Raw genomic sequence first — 17,119 nt, 5'->3', positions numbered from 1 at the left:
CGCGATTGGTGGCGGGCGTCGCCGGCTCATTGCCCCCCCACCAGCTTGATCATCCGGGCGGCGATCCCGTCCACCGGCACCACGAATTCAGCGCCGCCGGCGCGGACCAGTTCGCCCGGCATGCCCCAGACCACGGCCGTCTCCTCCGCCTCCGCCACCGTGCGGCCGCCGCGCTGGCGCAGGCGGGTCATGGCCTCGGCGCCGTCATACCCCATGCCGGTCATCAGCACGCCCACCAACTGGCGGGGATCGAGATAGGCCAGCGCGCTGTCCACCATACGGTCCACGCTGGGATGCCAGCGGTATTCAGCCTTGGTCGGCATGGGCACAGCCATCAGTCCGGCGGGCCGCATGCCCACCACCAGGTCGGCATCGCCCTTGCCGATATAGACGCGGCCGGGAACGATCAGGGTGGGCCGCGTGACCTCCACCACGTTCAGGGCGCACAGCCGGTCCAGCCGGCGGGCCAGGGGCCCGGTGAAGCTGGACGGCATGTGCTGGGCCACCAGCACGGGCCAGGGGAAATCGCCGGGCAATTCCTCCAGCACCGCGTCCAGCGCCGGCGGCCCACCGGTGGAACAGCCGATCAGGACCAGACCCGGCAAGGCGCTGGGTGGGGCGTCGGGCTCATCATGCGTAGGGGCCGGCGCCACCTTGGGCTGGCGCACCGGCCGGGGCTTCGCCACCGCCGTGCCATTGCGGCGGCGCAGCCTTTCCACCAGGCGGCGCGAGCGGCGCAGGCGGGCCCCGGCGGCGACCCGCACCTTGTCCACCAGTTCCGGGCCCAGTTCGTCCATCTTGAGGGAGATGGCGCCCTCCGGCTTCTGGATGAAATCCACGGCCCCCAGGTCCAGGGCCTCCAGCGTCACGTCGGCCCCCGCCTCGGTGAGGGAGGATACCATGACCACCGGGCAGGGCCGTTCCAGCATGATCTGGTCCAGGCAGGTCAGGCCGTCCATCTCCGGCATGTGGACGTCCAGCGTCACCACATCGGGCTGGAAATCGCGCACGCGTTCCAGCGCCTCCACGCCGTTGCGGGCGAACGCCACCTCGAAATCATCCGCGGCGGCGAACAAATCGCCCAACAGGCGGCGGATCAGCGCGCTGTCGTCAACGATGAGAAGGCGGATCACGACGCGTCCTTGCCGGCGGCCGCCTGCAAGGCGCCGCCCGCGTCCAGTGCTGCCAGCAGGTCGCGTTCGGCCCGGTCCAGCAGGGCCTGCGGTTCGATCAGCAGGATGATGCGGCCGGCGCCGTCGGCGGTTTCCAGGTTGGCGATGCGGCTGAACACGCCCTCCCCCTCCGCCGCCGCCAGATCCGGCGTCTGCTCCACCCGGTCGGGCGGCAGGTTCAGGATTTCCGACACCGCGTCGACGGCGAAGCCCGCCAGCTTGCCGTTGATGTGGGTGACGATCACCCGGCGCCGGCCGGCCAGGGCGGCACCCTCGACACCGAAGCGCCCGCGCTGGTCGATCACCGGCAGCACCTGGCCGCGCAGATTCATGACGCCTTCGATGAAGGCCGGGGCCTTGGGCACGCGGGTCAGCGTGTCCGGCAGGCGCACCACCTCCTCCACCGCCGCCAGGGGCAGGCCGTATTCCTCATCGCCCAGCCGGAACACCACCACGCGTTCCTGTGCCGCCGACCGGTCCCGTTCGCCCATGGTGGCCCCCTTGCTGGCATCGTTCGCGGCCTGGCCATCGGCCAGGATGTGGGCCACGGTGTCGTCGCGGAACAGCCGCGCCCCCGACAGGATGGAAACCAGGCCCCGCCCGTCCGGCAGGCGGCACATGGATTGGATGTGCGCCTCGCCCCGCCCCCGGTTCAGCACCGCCGGAACCGGGCCGACGCTATCGGCCGGAACCCGCAGGATGGAGTTCAGGCGGTCGACCAGCAGCCCGATCCGCGCGTCGCCGATGTGGGCGACGATGATGCGGGCGCCGGCGCCGGCCTCGGCCTTGAAGCCCAGCAGCACCCGCAGCAACACGATGGGCAGCAGGCCGCCGCGCAGCGCCACCACGCCCAGCATGGCGGCGTCGGTCCGGGGCAATGTCGCCAGCTTGGGCGGCGGGGCGATCACCTCCCCCACCTCGACCAGGGGCAGGGCGTAGGCCTGGCCCGCGATGTCGAACGCCAGGAAGGCGCGCTCATCCGCCGCCTTGCGGGCGGCCTCCGGTGCCGCCGCCCGATAGCTGCCGGTCCCACGGCGGGACACGCCCGCGAAATCCTTTTGCAGCAGGCCGGCCAGATCGACCAGGCGCACGGCGTCCTCGCCCTGCAGGTACAGCGTGCCCGCCGACGGCACGGCCTCCTGGTCCAGCCGGGACAGGGCGCCCACCTCATCCACGGCAAGCGCTACCGGCTCACCGGCGTTCAGCAGCAGCAGGCGCGACGTGGCGGTGGCCGGCGCCGGCTCATCGCCCAGCAGCCGCGCCAGCGACACGACGGGCACGACGGCGCCGCGCACGTTGGCCACGCCCATCAGCCCGGCCGGCGCGTGCGGCACGCGGGTGACCTTCAGGCGGCGGAACACCTCCGCCACATCGCCGGCGGCGGCGGCCAGGCGGGTGGTGCCGACCCGAAACGTCAGGACTTGTCGCCGGTCCGCGCCGGGCGCATGCGCCACCATCAGCCCCCGGCTTTCTGCATTTCATCGGCCAGGGAGGCGATCTCCTCGATCGCGGCGGCCAGATCTTCCGCCCCCCGCGACTGCTGGCGGGCGGCAGTGGCGGACTGCACGGCGGCGGATCCGGCCAGCTCGGCGGCCTGGGCGATTTGCTGCACGCCACTCAACACCTCAAGGACGGTGGCGGCGATCCCTTCGGCACCGGCGGTGATTTCCGCACTGCCGGCCAGCAGTTCCTGCGCCCCGGTCTCAACCGCGCCCAGACGGGAATTGATGTCCTTGTTTTTCTGAACCTCGCCCTCGGCGACGGTGGCGATCTGTTCCAGATCCCGGCGCACCAGGTTGACCCTGGTCTGCAGCAGGCGGATCAAATCCTTGGCGCGGTCGGCGTTGTCGGAGGAGTCGCGGGCCAGGCTGCGGATGTCGGTGGAAACCACCGCGAAGCCCTGTCCCTGATCGCCCGCCCGCGCCGCCTCCACCGAACCGCTGACGGCCAGCATGGTGGTCTGCACCGCGATGATGGCGATGTTGTCCACGATCTTCTCCATCCGGGCGCCGGTCTCTTCCAGCTTGCCGATCAGGTCGATGGCGCCGCGTGTTTCGCTCACCGCCCGGCCGACGCCATTGGTCAGCTTGGTGACCGCCACCCGGCTGTCGGCCAGGCGCGTCTGGGCCGCCCGAACCCGCCCCTGCGCCTGGGCGGCGGCGGCACCGGTCGCCGCCGCCGCGCGCTGGATCTGCGCCATGGCGGTGCCGGACTGCTGGGTGGCCGCCGCCTGGACCTGCGCACCCCGGCTGATCTGGTTGATGGCGATCAGGATTTCGCCGGCGGCCCCCGACAACTGCTGCACCGCCGCCGACAGTTCCTCCGCCGATGCGCCCACCTCCTCCGCCAGGCTGGCGCGGCGTCCTTCCGATTGCAGGCCTTCGGCCAGGCTGGCCAAGGATTCCGCCGCCTGGCGGCATTGCTCCAGCGACTGGCTTTGCTGTGCCACGGATCGTTGGGCTTCCGCTGCGGCGGCCGACTGTTCCTCCGCGGCGCTGGAGATGTTCTCGGCCCCCTTCTGCGCCTCCCGCGCGGCGGCATCCGCCTCCACGGTGGCCAGCAGGATGGCCTGCGCCCCCTCGACCAGGCCGGCCAGGTCGGCGCGCGCGCCGTCCAGCGTGGCGGAGACGGTCCGGCCCTCGTCCGCCTCCGCCACGGCATCGGCGGCGGCGGCCCGCACGCGGGCGGCTATGGCGCGAACCTCATCGGCGATGCCGTCGGCCAGCGCCTGCACGTCGCGGGACCGCTTTTCCGTCGTTTCGGCCAGGGCCCGCACCTCATCGGCGACCACGGCGAAACCGCGCCCGTGGTCGCCGGCCCGCGCCGCCTCGATGGCGGCGTTCAGCGCCAGCAGGCCGGTCTGGTCGGAGATGTCGGCAACCGTGCGCGTGATCTCCCCAATCGCGGCGGCGTGCTGTTCCAGGGTGTTGATGTTCTCGACCGACAGCAATTGGCGCTCGGCGCTGGCGGTCACCGCCGCCACCGACGCCTCGATCAGCGTGGCCGCCTCCGTCAACTGCGTCTGAAGGGCCAGCGTGTGGATGCGCGACTGGTCCGCCCGTTCCCGCGACTGGGTGAAGGATCCGGCCATGCCGATCACCGCCGCCAGGGATTCGTGGCTGGCGCTGGCAGCCTCTTCCGCAGCGCTGGCGATCTGCTCCAGCGCCCGGCGCAGTTCTTCCGCCGCGGCGGACGCCTCCGCCACACCGCCGGCCAATTCCTCGGTGGCCGCACCCATGCGCTCCGCCGCCGTCTGTCGCGCCGTGCCGGACGCCACACGGCGGGGACGCGCCGGTTTCGCCGCCACAGGGGCGGAGGGCACCGGCGTGGCGGCCGCCTGCTCCAAGGGCTCACCCGCTATCCGGGTGCGCGCCCGGCTCTTGGCTCCAGCGAGCCGCGAGGTTTTGACCAAAACCATGATGTTCCCCCAAATCGACCGGCGGCCATTGTCGCCAACGGCGCCCCGACGCCATTATTCCCCATAAGCGGCGGCCGCGCGCGCTTCTAAATTTCTTTTACAAGTCCGGCCCTTACTCCGGCAATCGACGTAAGGCCATAGGCTGTCCGGGCGGACGGCCTATCCAGGATGCCCGGCGCCGGTTAGTCGGTAGAATTGCAATGGATAATTGCCTTCACCGCACCGCGATCCATATGAGACAAATCCGCAAGGGATCGCGATGGAGGCCTGCCCCATGTCCGGAATGATGCGTGCCAGGATTTTGGCGGTGGCCTCCGGCCTGGCCGCCATGGGAATGGCCACGCCGGGCCTGGCCGCCCGTCCCGGCGCCCAGACGCAGGTCGAGGTGTGGCGTAACGGCGATGATGGGGTCACCCTGAAACTGGCGGAGGCGGTGACCAGCGCCTTCAGGGAAAACGACGCCTTCCAGATCAGCAGCGGCGCCCGCGCCAATTCCCTGATGGTCGTGGTGCAAAGCCCGACCGAGGCGGTGCGCAGCGGCATCCATTACAAGCTGGTCTTCCCGGTGCGCTTCACCACCGTGGGGTCGCAGACGCTGGGCTTCACCCGCGTCACCTGCCAGGAAAACACCCTCGACACCTGCGCCGACCAGGTGGTCAACGCCGCCGGCCCCGCCGCCGCGAAGCTGGGCCGAAGGTAATTTCAGCGGCCTTTGACTGGTCAAAGGCCGCTTTGCCCCCCCTCAAGCGCCGGGCGCCAGCATCCGCTGGCTGGGCTTGTCCTCGCTTTCCAGTCCACTGCGTTTCCCGGAAAGCTCCGGCGGACGCGGTCGCGTCCTACAGCGGCACGAGATAACTCTCGTGCCGCTGGCGTCAGGGTCAATCCGGGTCGAAATTCATCGCCACACCGTTGATGCAGTACCGCTGGTGGGTCGGCGGCGGGCCGTCGGGGAAGACGTGGCCCAGATGGCTGCCGCAGCGGGCGCAGTGCACCTCCGTCCGCACCATGCCGTGGCTGCGGTCCACCGTGGTGGCGACGCTGCCCTCCACCGGGTCGTTGAAGCTGGGCCAGCCGGTGCCGCTTTCGAACTTGCGGGTGGCCTGGAACAGGGGCTGGCCGCAGCCCGCACAGCAGAAGGTGCCCGGCCGCTTCTCATGGTTCAGGGCACAGCTGCCCGGCCGTTCCGTGCCGTGGCCGCGCATGACGGCGTATTGCTCCGGCGTCAGCATCCGGCGCCATTCCTCGTCGGTGCGCACAACCTCGAACTCGCTGTCCATCTCAACGCTCCTCGTCCTATGGCGACGCGCCCTGATATGGGCGGTCGGCGGTCCCTTTACCATGTCACGCGAACGTCATGGCCACGCGACCACGGGTCCGCTTGTCTTATAGTTCGGCCGCCGCCATAAACGGTGGGTTTTCATAAAAACAGCCGGATGCGAAGAAAAAATGGGGATCATGGTCGGCGATGTTCATGACCAGTTGGAGGTCACCTTGCGCCTGGCCATGGCGCTGGCCCTGGGATCGTCCATCGGTTTCGAACGGCAATTGCATCAGAAGATGGCCGGCCTGCGCACCAACGCCCTGGTGGCGCTGGGTTCAGCCGGCTTCGTCATCTTTTCCGCCATGGTCGGCCAGGGCGATCCCACCCGCGTGGCGGCCCAGGTGGTGTCCGGCATCGGCTTCCTGGGCGCCGGCGTGATCCTGCGTGAGGGCGTGAACGTCCACGGCCTGAACACCGCCGCCACCCTGTGGTGTTCCGCCATGGTCGGCACCTTCGCCGGCGGCGGCTATTGGATGCCCGCCCTGGCGGCGGCCGGCTTCGTGGTGGTGACCAACCTGATCCTGCGGCCCCTGGTGCGCCGCATGAACCGCCGCATCCTGGTCGCCGTGGACGTGGAGACGCACTACCTGGTCTCCGTCACCTGCAAGGGGGCGGAGGAGGCGCACATCCGCTCCCTGCTCATGCACGCCCTCAGCCAAGGCGGCCTGGGTCTGCACCGCATCGACAGCCAGGATATCCCGGACACCACCAAGGTGGATGTTAGCGCCAAGGCCGTCTCCCCCTCCCGCAACGACGCGGCGCTGGAGCAGATGGTGGGCCGCCTCAGCCTGGAGCCCTACGTCTACGCCGTCAGCTGGGAAGTGGAACAGGCGGAGCCGGAAGGTTAAGTTTTTCAGCCCTTCAGGCGCCGGGCGCCAGCATCCGCTGGCTTGGGCTATCCTCAGTTCTCAGTCCGCTAACGCTCCCCGAAAACTTCCGGCGGCCGCAGTCGCGGCCTACGGTATGAGCCGCTGGCTCATACCGTTCTGCCAGCCGGCATCATGCTGAACGGCACCACGTGGCGCTCATGGCCGGCGATGGCCAGGCCGCGCCCGATGGAGGGGAAGGCGCGGTGGCGGCAGTCGTCGCGGTCGCAGACCTTGCAGCTGGAGCCGATGGGCACCGCCGTTTCCTGGTTCTGCAAATCCAGGCCGGCGGCATAGACCAGGTCGCCGGCGTGCCCGATCTCGCACCCCAGGCCCAGCGCCGCCTCGCGCGGGCGCGACAGGTGGCCGCCGCCGGTCATGGTGACGGTGCGGGCGATGCACAGGTAGGTGATGCCGTCGGGCGTGCGCGCCACCTGCACCAGGATGCGGCCCGGCTGGGCGAAGGCCTCGTGCACGTTCCACAGGGGGCAGGCGCCGCCGAAGCGCGCGAACTGGAAACGGGTGGCGCTGCTGCGCTTGAAGATGTTGCCGGCCCGGTCGACCTTCAGGAAATAGAAGGGGATGCCGGCGTTGCCCGGCCGCTGCATGGTGCTGAGCCGGTGGCACACCTGTTCGAAACTGGTGCCGAAATGGTGCTGCAAGCGCTCGATATCATGGCGCACGGCCCGCGCCTGCGCCAGGAAGCGGCCGTAGGGCAGGATCAGGGCGCCGGCGAAGTAGTTGGCCAGGCCGGTATAGGCGAGGGCCCGCGCCTCCGCACTGCCCAGCGGGGCGCGGCGCACCTCCTCCTCGATCAGGGGGGCGAATTGCAGGCGGCCGATCTGTTGCGCCAGGAAGAAGATGCGGCTTTCGCGCGGCGCGCTTTCCGACAGGTGCAGTTGACGCAAGGCGGGGTCATAGCGCCACAGCACCCCCTCCCCGCCCAAACCCGGCGACACGGTGCAGACCACACCAAACCGGTCGCGCAAGTAGTCGATCAAATCCTCCAGCAGGCGGGTGGAGGCGAAACCCTGGCCCTCGAACAGGGACTCGGCCGCCACGTCCAGTGCCGGGAAGTGGTTGCGCTTGCTCTGCACGAAGTCGCGCACGTCGTCATAGGGGAACGGCGCCGTACCGCCGGCCTCCACATCCTGGTCCAGGCGGTGGCGCGCCCCCTCCTCCATCACGTGCTGGTAGGCGCGGTACAGCTTGATGAACTGGCCGGCGATGGCGGGGGCGGCGCGCACGGCGTCGGTGATGGCGCTGAGGCCCGAGCCGTCGTCGGCGAACAGCGGATCGCCCAGCACCTCGCGCAACTCACTGCCCAGTCGCAGGTCGCGGTCGTCGGCGAAATGGTGCTGTTCCACCCCGAACACGGCGGAGATGGCGGCCAGGGCCGGGGCGCTGAGCGGGCGTTGATTATTCTCGATCTGGCTTAGATAACTCATGGACAGGTTGCTGGCCTGGGACAGGGCGGACAGGGCCATGCCCCGCTGCTGGCGCAGTTGCCGCACCCGTTCGCCCGCGAAAATCTTGCCCGCCATGGCCGCCCGAACCCCGCGTTTTCACAAACTTCACAAAACAAGGTGGCCGGCGTCGCACGATTTCGCGTGGCATCGGCTTGAACTGGGGTCACACTGTTTGCAAACATCGCATCTGTCAATCGGGGTGGGCCGCACCCGCCCCGTTCCCAATCAAAGCCACCAGGCACTTCCATAACCGGGCAGGAGACGGGCGTTGACGCTCACGGTGATCGAAACCCTTGAAGCCAAACGCCAGGGCGCCCGGGCGGGCGGCGGCGAGAAGCGCGTGGCCGCCCAGCATGCCAAGGGCAAGCTGACGGCGCGCGAACGCCTGGAACTGCTGCTGGATTCCGGTTCCTTCGAGGAATGGGACATGTTCGTGGAGCACCGCTGCGCCGATTTCGGCATGGCGGAGCAGAAGGTGCCGGGCGACGGTGTGGTCACCGGCCACGGCACCATCAACGGCCGCCTGGTCTTCGTCTTCAGCCAGGACTTCACCGTGTTCGGCGGATCGCTGTCGGAAGCGCATGCGGAGAAGATCTGCAAGGTCATGGATCAAGCGTTGAAGGTGGGCGCCCCCGTCATCGGCCTGAACGACAGTGGTGGTGCGCGCATCCAGGAAGGTGTGGCCAGCCTGGGCGGCTATGCCGAGGTGTTCCAGCGCAACGTCCTGGCCTCCGGCGTGGTGCCGCAGCTGTCGCTGATCATGGGCCCCTGCGCCGGCGGTGCGGTCTACAGCCCGGCCATGACCGACTTCATCTTCATGGTGAAGGACAGCAGCTACATGTTCGTCACTGGCCCCGACGTGGTCAAGACGGTGACGCATGAGGTGGTGACGGCGGAGGAGCTGGGGGGTGCGGTCACCCACACCGCCAAGTCCGGCGTGGCGGATCTGGCCTTCAACAACGATGTCGAGGCGCTGCTGCAGGCCCGCCGCTTCTTCGACTTCCTGCCGCTGTCGAACCGGGAGGCGGTGCCCACCCGCGTCACCGCCGACCCGGTGGACCGGCCGGAGCCGTCGCTGTCCACCCTGGTGCCGGCCAACCCCAACAAGCCCTACGACATGAAGGAACTGATCCTGAAGGTCGTGGATGAGGGCGACTTCTTCGAGCTTCAGCCCGACTACGCCAAAAACATCATCATCGGTTTCGGCCGGCTGAACGGGTCCACCGTGGGGTTCGTCGCCAACCAGCCGCTGGTCCTGGCCGGCTGCCTGGATATCGACAGCTCCGTCAAGGCGGCGCGCTTCGTGCGTTATTGCGATGCCTTCAACATCCCCATCTGCACCTTGGTGGACGTGCCGGGTTTCCTGCCCGGCACCTCGCAGGAGTTCAACGGCATCATCAAGCACGGCGCCAAGCTGCTGTTCGCCTATGCCGAGGCCACCGTGCCCAAGGTCACGCTGATCACCCGCAAGGCCTACGGCGGCGCCTATGACGTGATGGCGTCCAAGCACCTGCGCGGCGACGTCAATTACGCCTGGCCGTCGGCCGAGATCGCGGTGATGGGCCCGAAGGGTGCCGTGGAGATCATCTTCCGCGCCGACATCGGCGACGCCGCCAAGATCGACGCGCGGACGGAGGAATACCGGCAGAAGTTCGCCAACCCCTTCGTGGCGGCGTCGCGCGGCTATATCGACGACATCATCATGCCGCACAACACCCGCCGCCGCCTGATCAAGGCGTTCTCCATGCTGAAGAACAAGAAGCTGGAGAACCCTTGGAAGAAGCACGACAACCTGCCGCTTTGAGGCCTGCCCCGATGTTCACCAAAATACTGATCGCCAACCGGGGCGAGATCGCCTGCCGGGTCATCAAGACGGCGCGCCGCATGGGCATCAAGACGGTGGCGGTTTATTCCGACGCCGATGCCGGCGCTCTGCATGTGCAGATGGCGGACGAGGCCGTGGCCATCGGCCCCGCCCCGTCGGCCCAGAGCTACCTGGTGGCCGACCGCATCATCGAGGCGTGCCTGAAGACCGGCGCCCAGGCGGTGCACCCGGGCTACGGCTTCCTGTCGGAAAAGGCCGCGTTCTGCGAGGCCCTGAAGGCCAACGGCATCACCTTCATCGGTCCCGACGTCCACGCCATCGGCGCCATGGGCGACAAGATCGAGTCCAAGAAGCTGGCCAAGGCCGCCGGCGTCTCCACCGTTCCCGGCTACCTGGGCGTCATCAAGGACGATGAGGAGGCGGTGCGCATCGCCCACGACATCGGCTATCCGGTGATGATCAAGGCGTCGGCCGGCGGCGGCGGCAAGGGCATGCGCGTGGCCTGGGACGACACCCAGACCCGCGAAGGCTTCCGCAGCGCCAGCAATGAGGCGCGGTCCAGCTTCGCCGATGATCGCGTCTTCATCGAGAAGTACGTGACCGAGCCGCGCCACATCGAAATCCAGGTGATGGCCGACGCCCATGGCAACTGCGTCTACCTGGGCGAGCGTGAGTGCAGCATCCAGCGCCGTCACCAGAAGGTGATCGAGGAGGCCCCCAGCCCCTTCCTGGACGCGGCGACGCGCAAGGCCATGGGTGAGCAGGCCGTGGCCCTGGCGCAGGCGGTGCAGTACCGCAGTGCCGGCACGGTGGAGTTCATCGTCGACAAGGACCGCAACTTCTACTTCCTGGAGATGAACACCCGCCTGCAGGTGGAACATCCGGTGACGGAGATGATCACCGGCCTGGATCTGGTGGAACTGATGATCCGGGTGGCGGCGGGCGAGAAGCTGCCCCTGACCCAGGATGAGGTGAAGCTGACCGGCTGGGCGCTTGAGGCGCGGGTGTATGCCGAGGAGCCGACGCGCAACTTCCTGCCCTCCATCGGCCGCGTCACCCGCTATCGCCCGCCCGCCGAGGGTGCGGGTGCCGGTGGGCATGAGGCCGGCGTGGTGCGCGTGGACACAGGGATCCACGAGGGCGGCGAGATCAGCATGTTCTACGATCCCATGATCGCCAAGCTGATCACCTATGGCCCCGACCGGACCACCGCCATCTCCGCCATGGGCGACGCGCTGGACCGCTTCCAGATCCGCGGCGTGGGCCACAACATCAGCTTCCTGGCCGCCTTGGTGGAATCCCGCCGCTTTGGCGAGGGGCGCCTGACCACCAACTTCATCGCCGAGGAATTCCCCGACGGCTTCCACGGCCTTGAGCTGCCGCCGGAGACCTTGACCCGCCTGCTGGCCGTGGCGGCCAGCATCCATCGCCGCCGGGTGGAGCGTGACGCCACCATCTCCGGCCAGATGGCGGGGCATCATCGCGTGGTGCCCTGCGACTGGGTGGTGCGGGTGGGCCGCGACAACCACGCCCTGGAGGTTGACGCCGCCGACGATGGCCACGATGTCATCCTGGATGGCCAGACCCTGGCGGTGCGCAGCGCCGACTGGGAAACGGGCCAGACCTTGTGGACCGGCACCGTGGACGGCCAGGCGCTGGCGGTGCAGGTGGACGGCACAGGCATCGGCTATCGCCTGTTCCACGCCGGGGCGGAACTGGATGTCCAGGTGCTGACGGCGCGGGCGGCGGAGTTCGCGGCCCTGATGCCGGTCAAGGCCAAGCCGGACATGTCCAAGTTCCTGCTGTCGCCCATGCCCGGCCTGCTGGTCACCGTGGCGGTGGCCGTGGGTGACGAGGTCAAGGCCGGCCAGGAACTGGCGGTGGTGGAGGCGATGAAGATGGAAAACATCCTGCGCGCCGAAGCCGACGGCAAGGTAAAGAAGATCGCCGCGGACAAGGGCTCCTCCCTCGCCGTCGACCAGATCATCATCGAGTTCGAGTGAGCATCATGAGCGACTTCCCCGAAAAGACCCTGGCCGATTGGCAGCGCCTGGCCGCCAAGGAATTCGGTGCCGATGCCGAGGGCCTGGTGCGCACCACGCCCGAAGGCATCCAGGTGAAGCCGCTCTACACCGCGGCGGACCTGGAAGGGCTGGAGGTCCAGACCCTTCCGGGTTTCGCACCCTATACCCGTGGCCCCCGCGCCACCATGTACAGCCACCGGCCCTGGACCATCCGCCAGTACGCCGGCTTCTCCACGGCGGAGGAAAGCAACCGCTTCTACAAGGCCAACCTGGCGGCGGGCCAGATGGGCCTGTCGGTCGCCTTCGACCTGGCGACCCATCGCGGCTATGACAGCGACCACCCGCGCGTGGTGGGCGACGTGGGCAAGGCCGGCGTCGCCATCGACAGCGTGGAGGACATGAAGACCCTGTTCGACGGCATCCCGTTGGACAAGATGAGTGTGTCCATGACCATGAACGGCGCCGTGCTGCCGGTGCTGGCCGGCTACATCGTGGCGGCGGAGGAGCAAGGCGTCAGCCAGGACAAGCTGTCCGGGACCATCCAGAACGACATCCTGAAGGAGTTCATGGTCCGCAACACCTATATCTACCCGCCCGACCCCAGCATGCGCATCGTGGCCGACATCATCGAGTACACGGCCCTGAACATGCCCAAGTACAACTCCATCTCCATCAGCGGCTACCACATGCAGGAGGCCGGCGCCACGGCGGTGCAGGAACTGGCCTTCACCCTGGCCGATGGGCTGGAATACGTGCGGGCGGCGACGTCCAAAGGGCTGAAGGTCGACCAGTTCGCGCCGCGCCTGTCCTTCTTCTTCGCCATCGGCATGAACTTCTTCATGGAAGTGGCCAAGCTGCGCGCGGCGCGCCTGCTGTGGGCCAAACTGATGAAGAAGCATTTCGACCCGCAGGATGCGCGTTCCCTGGCGTTGCGCACTCACTGCCAGACCTCCGGCGTCAGCCTGACGGAGCAGGACCCCTACAACAACGTGGTGCGCACCACCATCGAGGCCATGGCCGCCGTGCTGGGCGGCACCCAGTCGCTGCACACCAACAGCTTTGACGAGGCCCTGGGCCTGCCCACCCCCTTCTCCGCCCGCATCGCCCGCAACACCCAGCTGATCATCGCCGAGGAAACCGGCGTGCCCCACGTGGTCGACCCGCTGGGCGGCAGCTATTACGTGGAAAGCCTGACCGCCAGCCTGGTGGCCGAGGCCGAGGCGCTGATCGACCAGGTCGAGGGCATGGGCGGCATGACCAAGGCCGTGGAAGGCGGCCTGCCCAAGCTGATGATCGAGGAGGCCGCCGCCCGCCGCCAGGCCCGCATCGACCGGGGTGAAGAGGTCGTGGTCGGCGTCAACAAGTACCGGCCGCAGAATCCTGAGCGGGTGGAGGTGCTGGACATCGACAACACCGCGGTGCGCGAGGCCCAGATCGCCCGCCTGAAGCAGATCCGCGCCAGCCGCGACACCGCCGCCGTGACAGCGGCCCTGGAGGCCCTGACCCAGGGTGCGCGCGATGGCACCGGCAACCTGCTGGATCTGGCGGTCAAGGCCACCCGCGCCCGCGCCACGGTGGGGGAGATTTCGGACGCGCTGGAAAAGGTGTTCACCCGCCACCGCGCCGTCATCCGGTCCGTCAGCGGCGTCTATGGCTCGGCCTATGATGGCGATGAGGGTTTTGCCCGTATCCGCCAGGACGTGGCCGCCTTCGCCGAGGCCGAGGGCCGCCGGCCGCGCATGCTGGTGGTGAAGATGGGCCAGGACGGCCATGACCGCGGCGCCAAGGTCATCGCCACCGCCTTCGCCGACATCGGCTTCGACGTCGACGTCGGCCCGCTGTTCCAGACGCCGGAGGAAGCGGCCCGCCAGGCGGTCGAGAACGACGTGCACGTCATCGGCGTGTCGTCGCAGGCGGCCGGGCACAAGACCCTGGTTCCGGCATTGATCGACAGCCTGAAGGCCCAGGGGGCCGGCGACATCCTGGTGGTGTGCGGCGGCGTCATCCCCCCGCAGGACTATGACATTTTGTACCAGGCGGGCGCGGCTGCCATCTACGGCCCCGGCACCAACATTCCCGTCGCCGCCGCGGAAATCCTGGAGATTTTGAACAAGAAGCGCGTGGCTGCCGCCTGACCGGGGTCGGCATCCCATCCTTTCCCCCGCGAACCGCCCGCCGAGGCAACGGTTCGGCCGCTGGCCCGCACGGGGCGGTGTGATAACATCGCCGTCTCTTTCGGTTTGCGGATTCTAAGGATGGGGACGATGGGTACGGCGGCGGATCACCCGTTGCGCGGCGTGTTGATGCAGGAGTTGCACTCCCGCATGGCGTTGCCCTTGAAGGCGCCGGTGGAGATCTTTCATGTCACCTTCCTGGCCACCCCGGCGGAAGGGACGGAATGCGCCACCCGTCTGCTGACCTTGCTGGACGCCCTGCCCGCCGGCGACACCGCGGCGCGTTATGGCGTGGTGGTCACGGCCATCGCCGGCCGCCCGGCGCAGGTGAAATGGGAACACCACACCGAATTCATCAGCACCACCGTGGCCATCGCCGGCCATGACGGGGATGAAACCCGCCTGGCGGTGGAAACCCTGCTGGACGGCGTCTTCGGCCCGCTGGGCACCGGTCGCCTGGCCGCCGTGGCCCTGCGCCTGGAGCAGGCGGACGGCCCGCCGGATCCGGCGGCGCTGACCGCGCGCTTTCCCGCCGGCAGTTGCGCGGCCGCCATCGTGAACGGGGGCGAGGCCTGGGCCGCCCTGGACTTCCAGATCGATGAGCACGGCTACAGCCGGGCGCTGGTGCAGAACCGCAGCCTGACGCCCGACCGGCTGGGCCGGCTGGTGCAGCGCCTGCTGGAGATCGAAACCTATCGCGCCGCCGCCTTCCTGGCTTTCCCCCAAGCGCGCGAGACCATGGCCGACCTGACCGCCCTTGAGGCGCGGCTGGAGGTCATCGTCGGCCGCATCCGCGACAGCCGCGACGCGGTGGAGGACCGGGCGGCACTGGACACCCTGACCGACCTGGCGGCCGACCTGAACCACCTGGTCACCCGCAACCGCTGGCGTTTCGGCGCCAGCCTGGCCTATGGCGAGATCGTCGCCGAACGGCTGGAGGAGTTGCGGGAGGAGCGCATCGCCGGCCTGCAGCGCATCGGCCTGTTCCTGGAACGCCGCCTGCGCCCCGGCATCCGCACGGTGGAGGCGGCGGCCCGGCTTCAGGGCGAAGTGGCGGCCGGCGTGGAGCGCGCCAGCGCCATCCTGCGCACCCGCGTGGACGTGGGCCTGTCCACACAAAGCGCCAGCCTGCTGTCGTCGCTGGACCGCAATTCGCGCATGCATGTCCGCATCCAGGAGGCGGTGGAGGCCCTGTCCATCGTGGGCATCACCTACTACCTGGTGTCGCTGGTGGAAAAGGTGATGCACGGCCTGCCGGAGGTGGAGGGCTGGCCCAGCACCGCCCACATGGTGGCCATCGCCGTGCCGGTCTGCGCCGGCGTGGTCGCCCTCGCCGCCCGCTGGCTGCGGCGGCACGTGCCGCACTGATGTGCGGCCCCCTCAGACGCCGGGCGGGCCCATCCGGGCCCTTGGCTTGTCCTCCCTTTTTAGTCCGCTGACGCTCCCCGAAAAGGTCCGGCGGCCCCGGTCGGGGCCTACAGCGGCATGAGGCTTGGCCTCATGCCGCTGGTACTTATTACTTAAATTAGAATCCAGCTTCCGCCGTCTTCAGCGTGGCGATGTCGATCACGAAGCGATAACGCACGTCGCTGGCGACGACGCGCTCATAGGCCTCGTTCACCTGGCTGATGGCGATGGTTTCGATGTCGCTGGTGATGTTGTGCTTGCCGCAGAAGTCCAACATCTCCTGCGTTTCCGGGATGCCACCGATCAGCGAGCCCGCCAGGCTGCGGCGGCCCATGATCAGGGAGAAGGCGCCGACCGGCACCTGCTCTTCCGGAACGCCCACCACCACCAGGGCGCCATCGACCTTCAACAGGCCCAAATAGGCGTTCCAGTCGATGGGCGCCGACACGGTGTTGACGATCAGGTCGAAGGTGCCGGCCAGCTTCTTGAACGTCTCCTTGTCGGAGGTCGCGTAGAAATGGTCGGCGCCCAGGCGCTTGCCGTCGTCCTGCTTGCGCAGCGACTGGCTCAGCACCGTGACCTCGGCACCCATGGCGTGGGCGATCTTGACGCCCATGTGACCCAGGCCGCCCAGGCCGACGATGGCCACCTTCTTGCCCGGTCCGGCCTTCCAGTGGGCCAGGGGCGAGTAGAGGGTGATGCCGGCGCACAGCAGCGGGGCGGCAGCGTCCAGGGGCAGGTTTTCCGGAATGCGCAGGACGTAGTTCTCATCCACCACGATGGCGGTGGAATAACCGCCCTGGCTCAGCGTCTTGCCGTCCCGCTCGTACCCATTGTAGGTCGGGGTCATGCCCTTGACGCAGAACTGCTCCAACCCCTGTTTGCAGTACTCGCACTCGCGGCAGCTGTCGATGAAACAGCCCACGCCGACCTTGTCGCCCACCTTGTACTTGGTGACGCCGGAGCCCACCTCGGTGACGACACCGGCGATCTCGTGCCCCGGCACCATGGGGAACACGCTGCCGCCCCACTCATCGCGCGCCTGATGGACGTCGGAATGGCAGATGCCGCTGTACTTGATGTCGATGACGACGTCGTGCGCACGGGGGTCCCGGCGCTCGAACGAAAACGGCGCCAACGGCGCCTTGGCCTTCTGGGCCGCATATCCCAAGGTCTTGATCACGTCAGCCCCTCTCTGATGGCTTGATCTTGATTGGGCATGCCCGCCCGATCCCCCGGAAGCCCATGGCCGCCCACGCCCCGACGCGCGACAGGCCTGGCCCCGCAACGGACGCCATGCAGGGCGGAAATTAGGGCGCCGCGTCGCCCGATACAATGGCCGGGGGCGCACAAATCCATGAAAAAGTCCGCCCTTGGCCGAATTGCCTAGGGGCACACGCCTTCTCATGAAGGGGGTGCGACCAAATGTCCATTATCGCCTGT

Annotated in this window: 12 protein-coding genes; 6 read left to right on the top strand and 6 right to left on the bottom strand. The window is 68.5% G+C overall.

Going from position 1 to position 17,119, the window contains the following annotated elements:
• Positions 1 to 26: 26 nt before the first annotated feature.
• Genes cheB through PW843_06415 form a run of 3 tightly spaced genes read right to left on the bottom strand, consistent with a single transcriptional unit; the run spans position 27 to position 4,590 of the window.
• Entirely contained in the window at positions 27 to 1,133 is a 1,107-nt protein-coding gene (cheB, locus tag PW843_06425) for a chemotaxis-specific protein-glutamate methyltransferase CheB (GenBank protein ID MDE1146248.1), read from the bottom strand.
• Positions 1,130 to 2,629: a chemotaxis protein CheW gene (locus tag PW843_06420; GenBank protein MDE1146247.1), complete on the bottom strand. Its 1,500-nt coding sequence runs from the start codon at positions 2,627 to 2,629 to the stop codon at positions 1,130 to 1,132. Before PW843_06420 ends, cheB begins: the two co-directional genes overlap by 4 nt.
• On the bottom strand, positions 2,629 to 4,590 hold the full coding sequence (locus PW843_06415) for a methyl-accepting chemotaxis protein (GenBank protein ID MDE1146246.1): 1,962 nt from the start codon (positions 4,588 to 4,590) through the stop codon (positions 2,629 to 2,631). The genes PW843_06420 and PW843_06415 overlap by 1 nt, the downstream gene beginning before the upstream one ends.
• Before the next feature lie 274 nt (positions 4,591 to 4,864).
• Here PW843_06415 and PW843_06410 point away from each other — a divergent pair, with 274 nt between their 5' ends.
• Positions 4,865 to 5,290, top strand: coding sequence for a hypothetical protein (locus tag PW843_06410; GenBank protein MDE1146245.1), 426 nt, complete (start codon positions 4,865 to 4,867; stop codon positions 5,288 to 5,290).
• 178 nt (positions 5,291 to 5,468) lie between these two features.
• Here PW843_06410 and msrB read toward each other — a convergent pair whose 3' ends face one another.
• A complete protein-coding gene (gene msrB, locus PW843_06405; protein MDE1146244.1) occupies positions 5,469 to 5,867 on the bottom strand; it encodes a peptide-methionine (R)-S-oxide reductase MsrB in 399 nt (132 codons plus the stop codon).
• 178 nt (positions 5,868 to 6,045) lie between these two features.
• Between msrB and PW843_06400 the strand changes: the two genes are divergently transcribed.
• Positions 6,046 to 6,759 (top strand): MgtC/SapB family protein, encoded by a 714-nt coding sequence (locus PW843_06400; GenBank protein ID MDE1146243.1) that lies wholly within the window; start codon positions 6,046 to 6,048, stop codon positions 6,757 to 6,759.
• A gap of 128 nt (positions 6,760 to 6,887) precedes the next feature.
• On the opposite strand, the gene PW843_06395 is transcribed toward PW843_06400, so the two are convergent.
• Positions 6,888 to 8,321: a short-chain fatty acyl-CoA regulator family protein gene (locus PW843_06395; GenBank protein MDE1146242.1), complete on the bottom strand. Its 1,434-nt coding sequence runs from the start codon at positions 8,319 to 8,321 to the stop codon at positions 6,888 to 6,890.
• A gap of 193 nt (positions 8,322 to 8,514) precedes the next feature.
• On the opposite strand from PW843_06395, the gene PW843_06390 reads away from it, so the two are divergent.
• From PW843_06390 to PW843_06375, 4 genes are all read left to right on the top strand, one after another.
• A complete protein-coding gene (locus PW843_06390) occupies positions 8,515 to 10,050 on the top strand; it encodes an acyl-CoA carboxylase subunit beta (GenBank protein ID MDE1146241.1) in 1,536 nt (511 codons plus the stop codon).
• Between the two features lie 11 nt (positions 10,051 to 10,061).
• A complete protein-coding gene (locus tag PW843_06385; GenBank protein ID MDE1146240.1) occupies positions 10,062 to 12,074 on the top strand; it encodes an acetyl/propionyl/methylcrotonyl-CoA carboxylase subunit alpha in 2,013 nt (670 codons plus the stop codon).
• A 5-nt stretch (positions 12,075 to 12,079) separates the two neighbouring features.
• Positions 12,080 to 14,230, top strand: coding sequence for a methylmalonyl-CoA mutase (gene scpA, locus PW843_06380; GenBank protein MDE1146239.1), 2,151 nt, complete (start codon positions 12,080 to 12,082; stop codon positions 14,228 to 14,230).
• A gap of 129 nt (positions 14,231 to 14,359) precedes the next feature.
• Positions 14,360 to 15,637, top strand: coding sequence for a DUF3422 domain-containing protein (locus PW843_06375; protein ID MDE1146238.1), 1,278 nt, complete (start codon positions 14,360 to 14,362; stop codon positions 15,635 to 15,637).
• Positions 15,638 to 15,794: 157 nt separating this feature from the next.
• Here the strand turns inward: PW843_06375 and PW843_06370 are convergent, their stop codons facing one another.
• Positions 15,795 to 16,859: an NAD(P)-dependent alcohol dehydrogenase gene (locus PW843_06370; protein MDE1146237.1), complete on the bottom strand. Its 1,065-nt coding sequence runs from the start codon at positions 16,857 to 16,859 to the stop codon at positions 15,795 to 15,797.
• Positions 16,860 to 17,119 lie beyond the last annotated feature (260 nt).

The sequence above is a fragment of the Azospirillaceae bacterium genome (genome assembly GCA_028283825.1).
GTDB lineage: Bacteria > Pseudomonadota > Alphaproteobacteria > Azospirillales > Azospirillaceae > Nitrospirillum.
The sequence above is the reverse complement of the archived record's forward strand: the minus strand, read 5'-3'. Positions and strand labels throughout refer to the sequence as shown.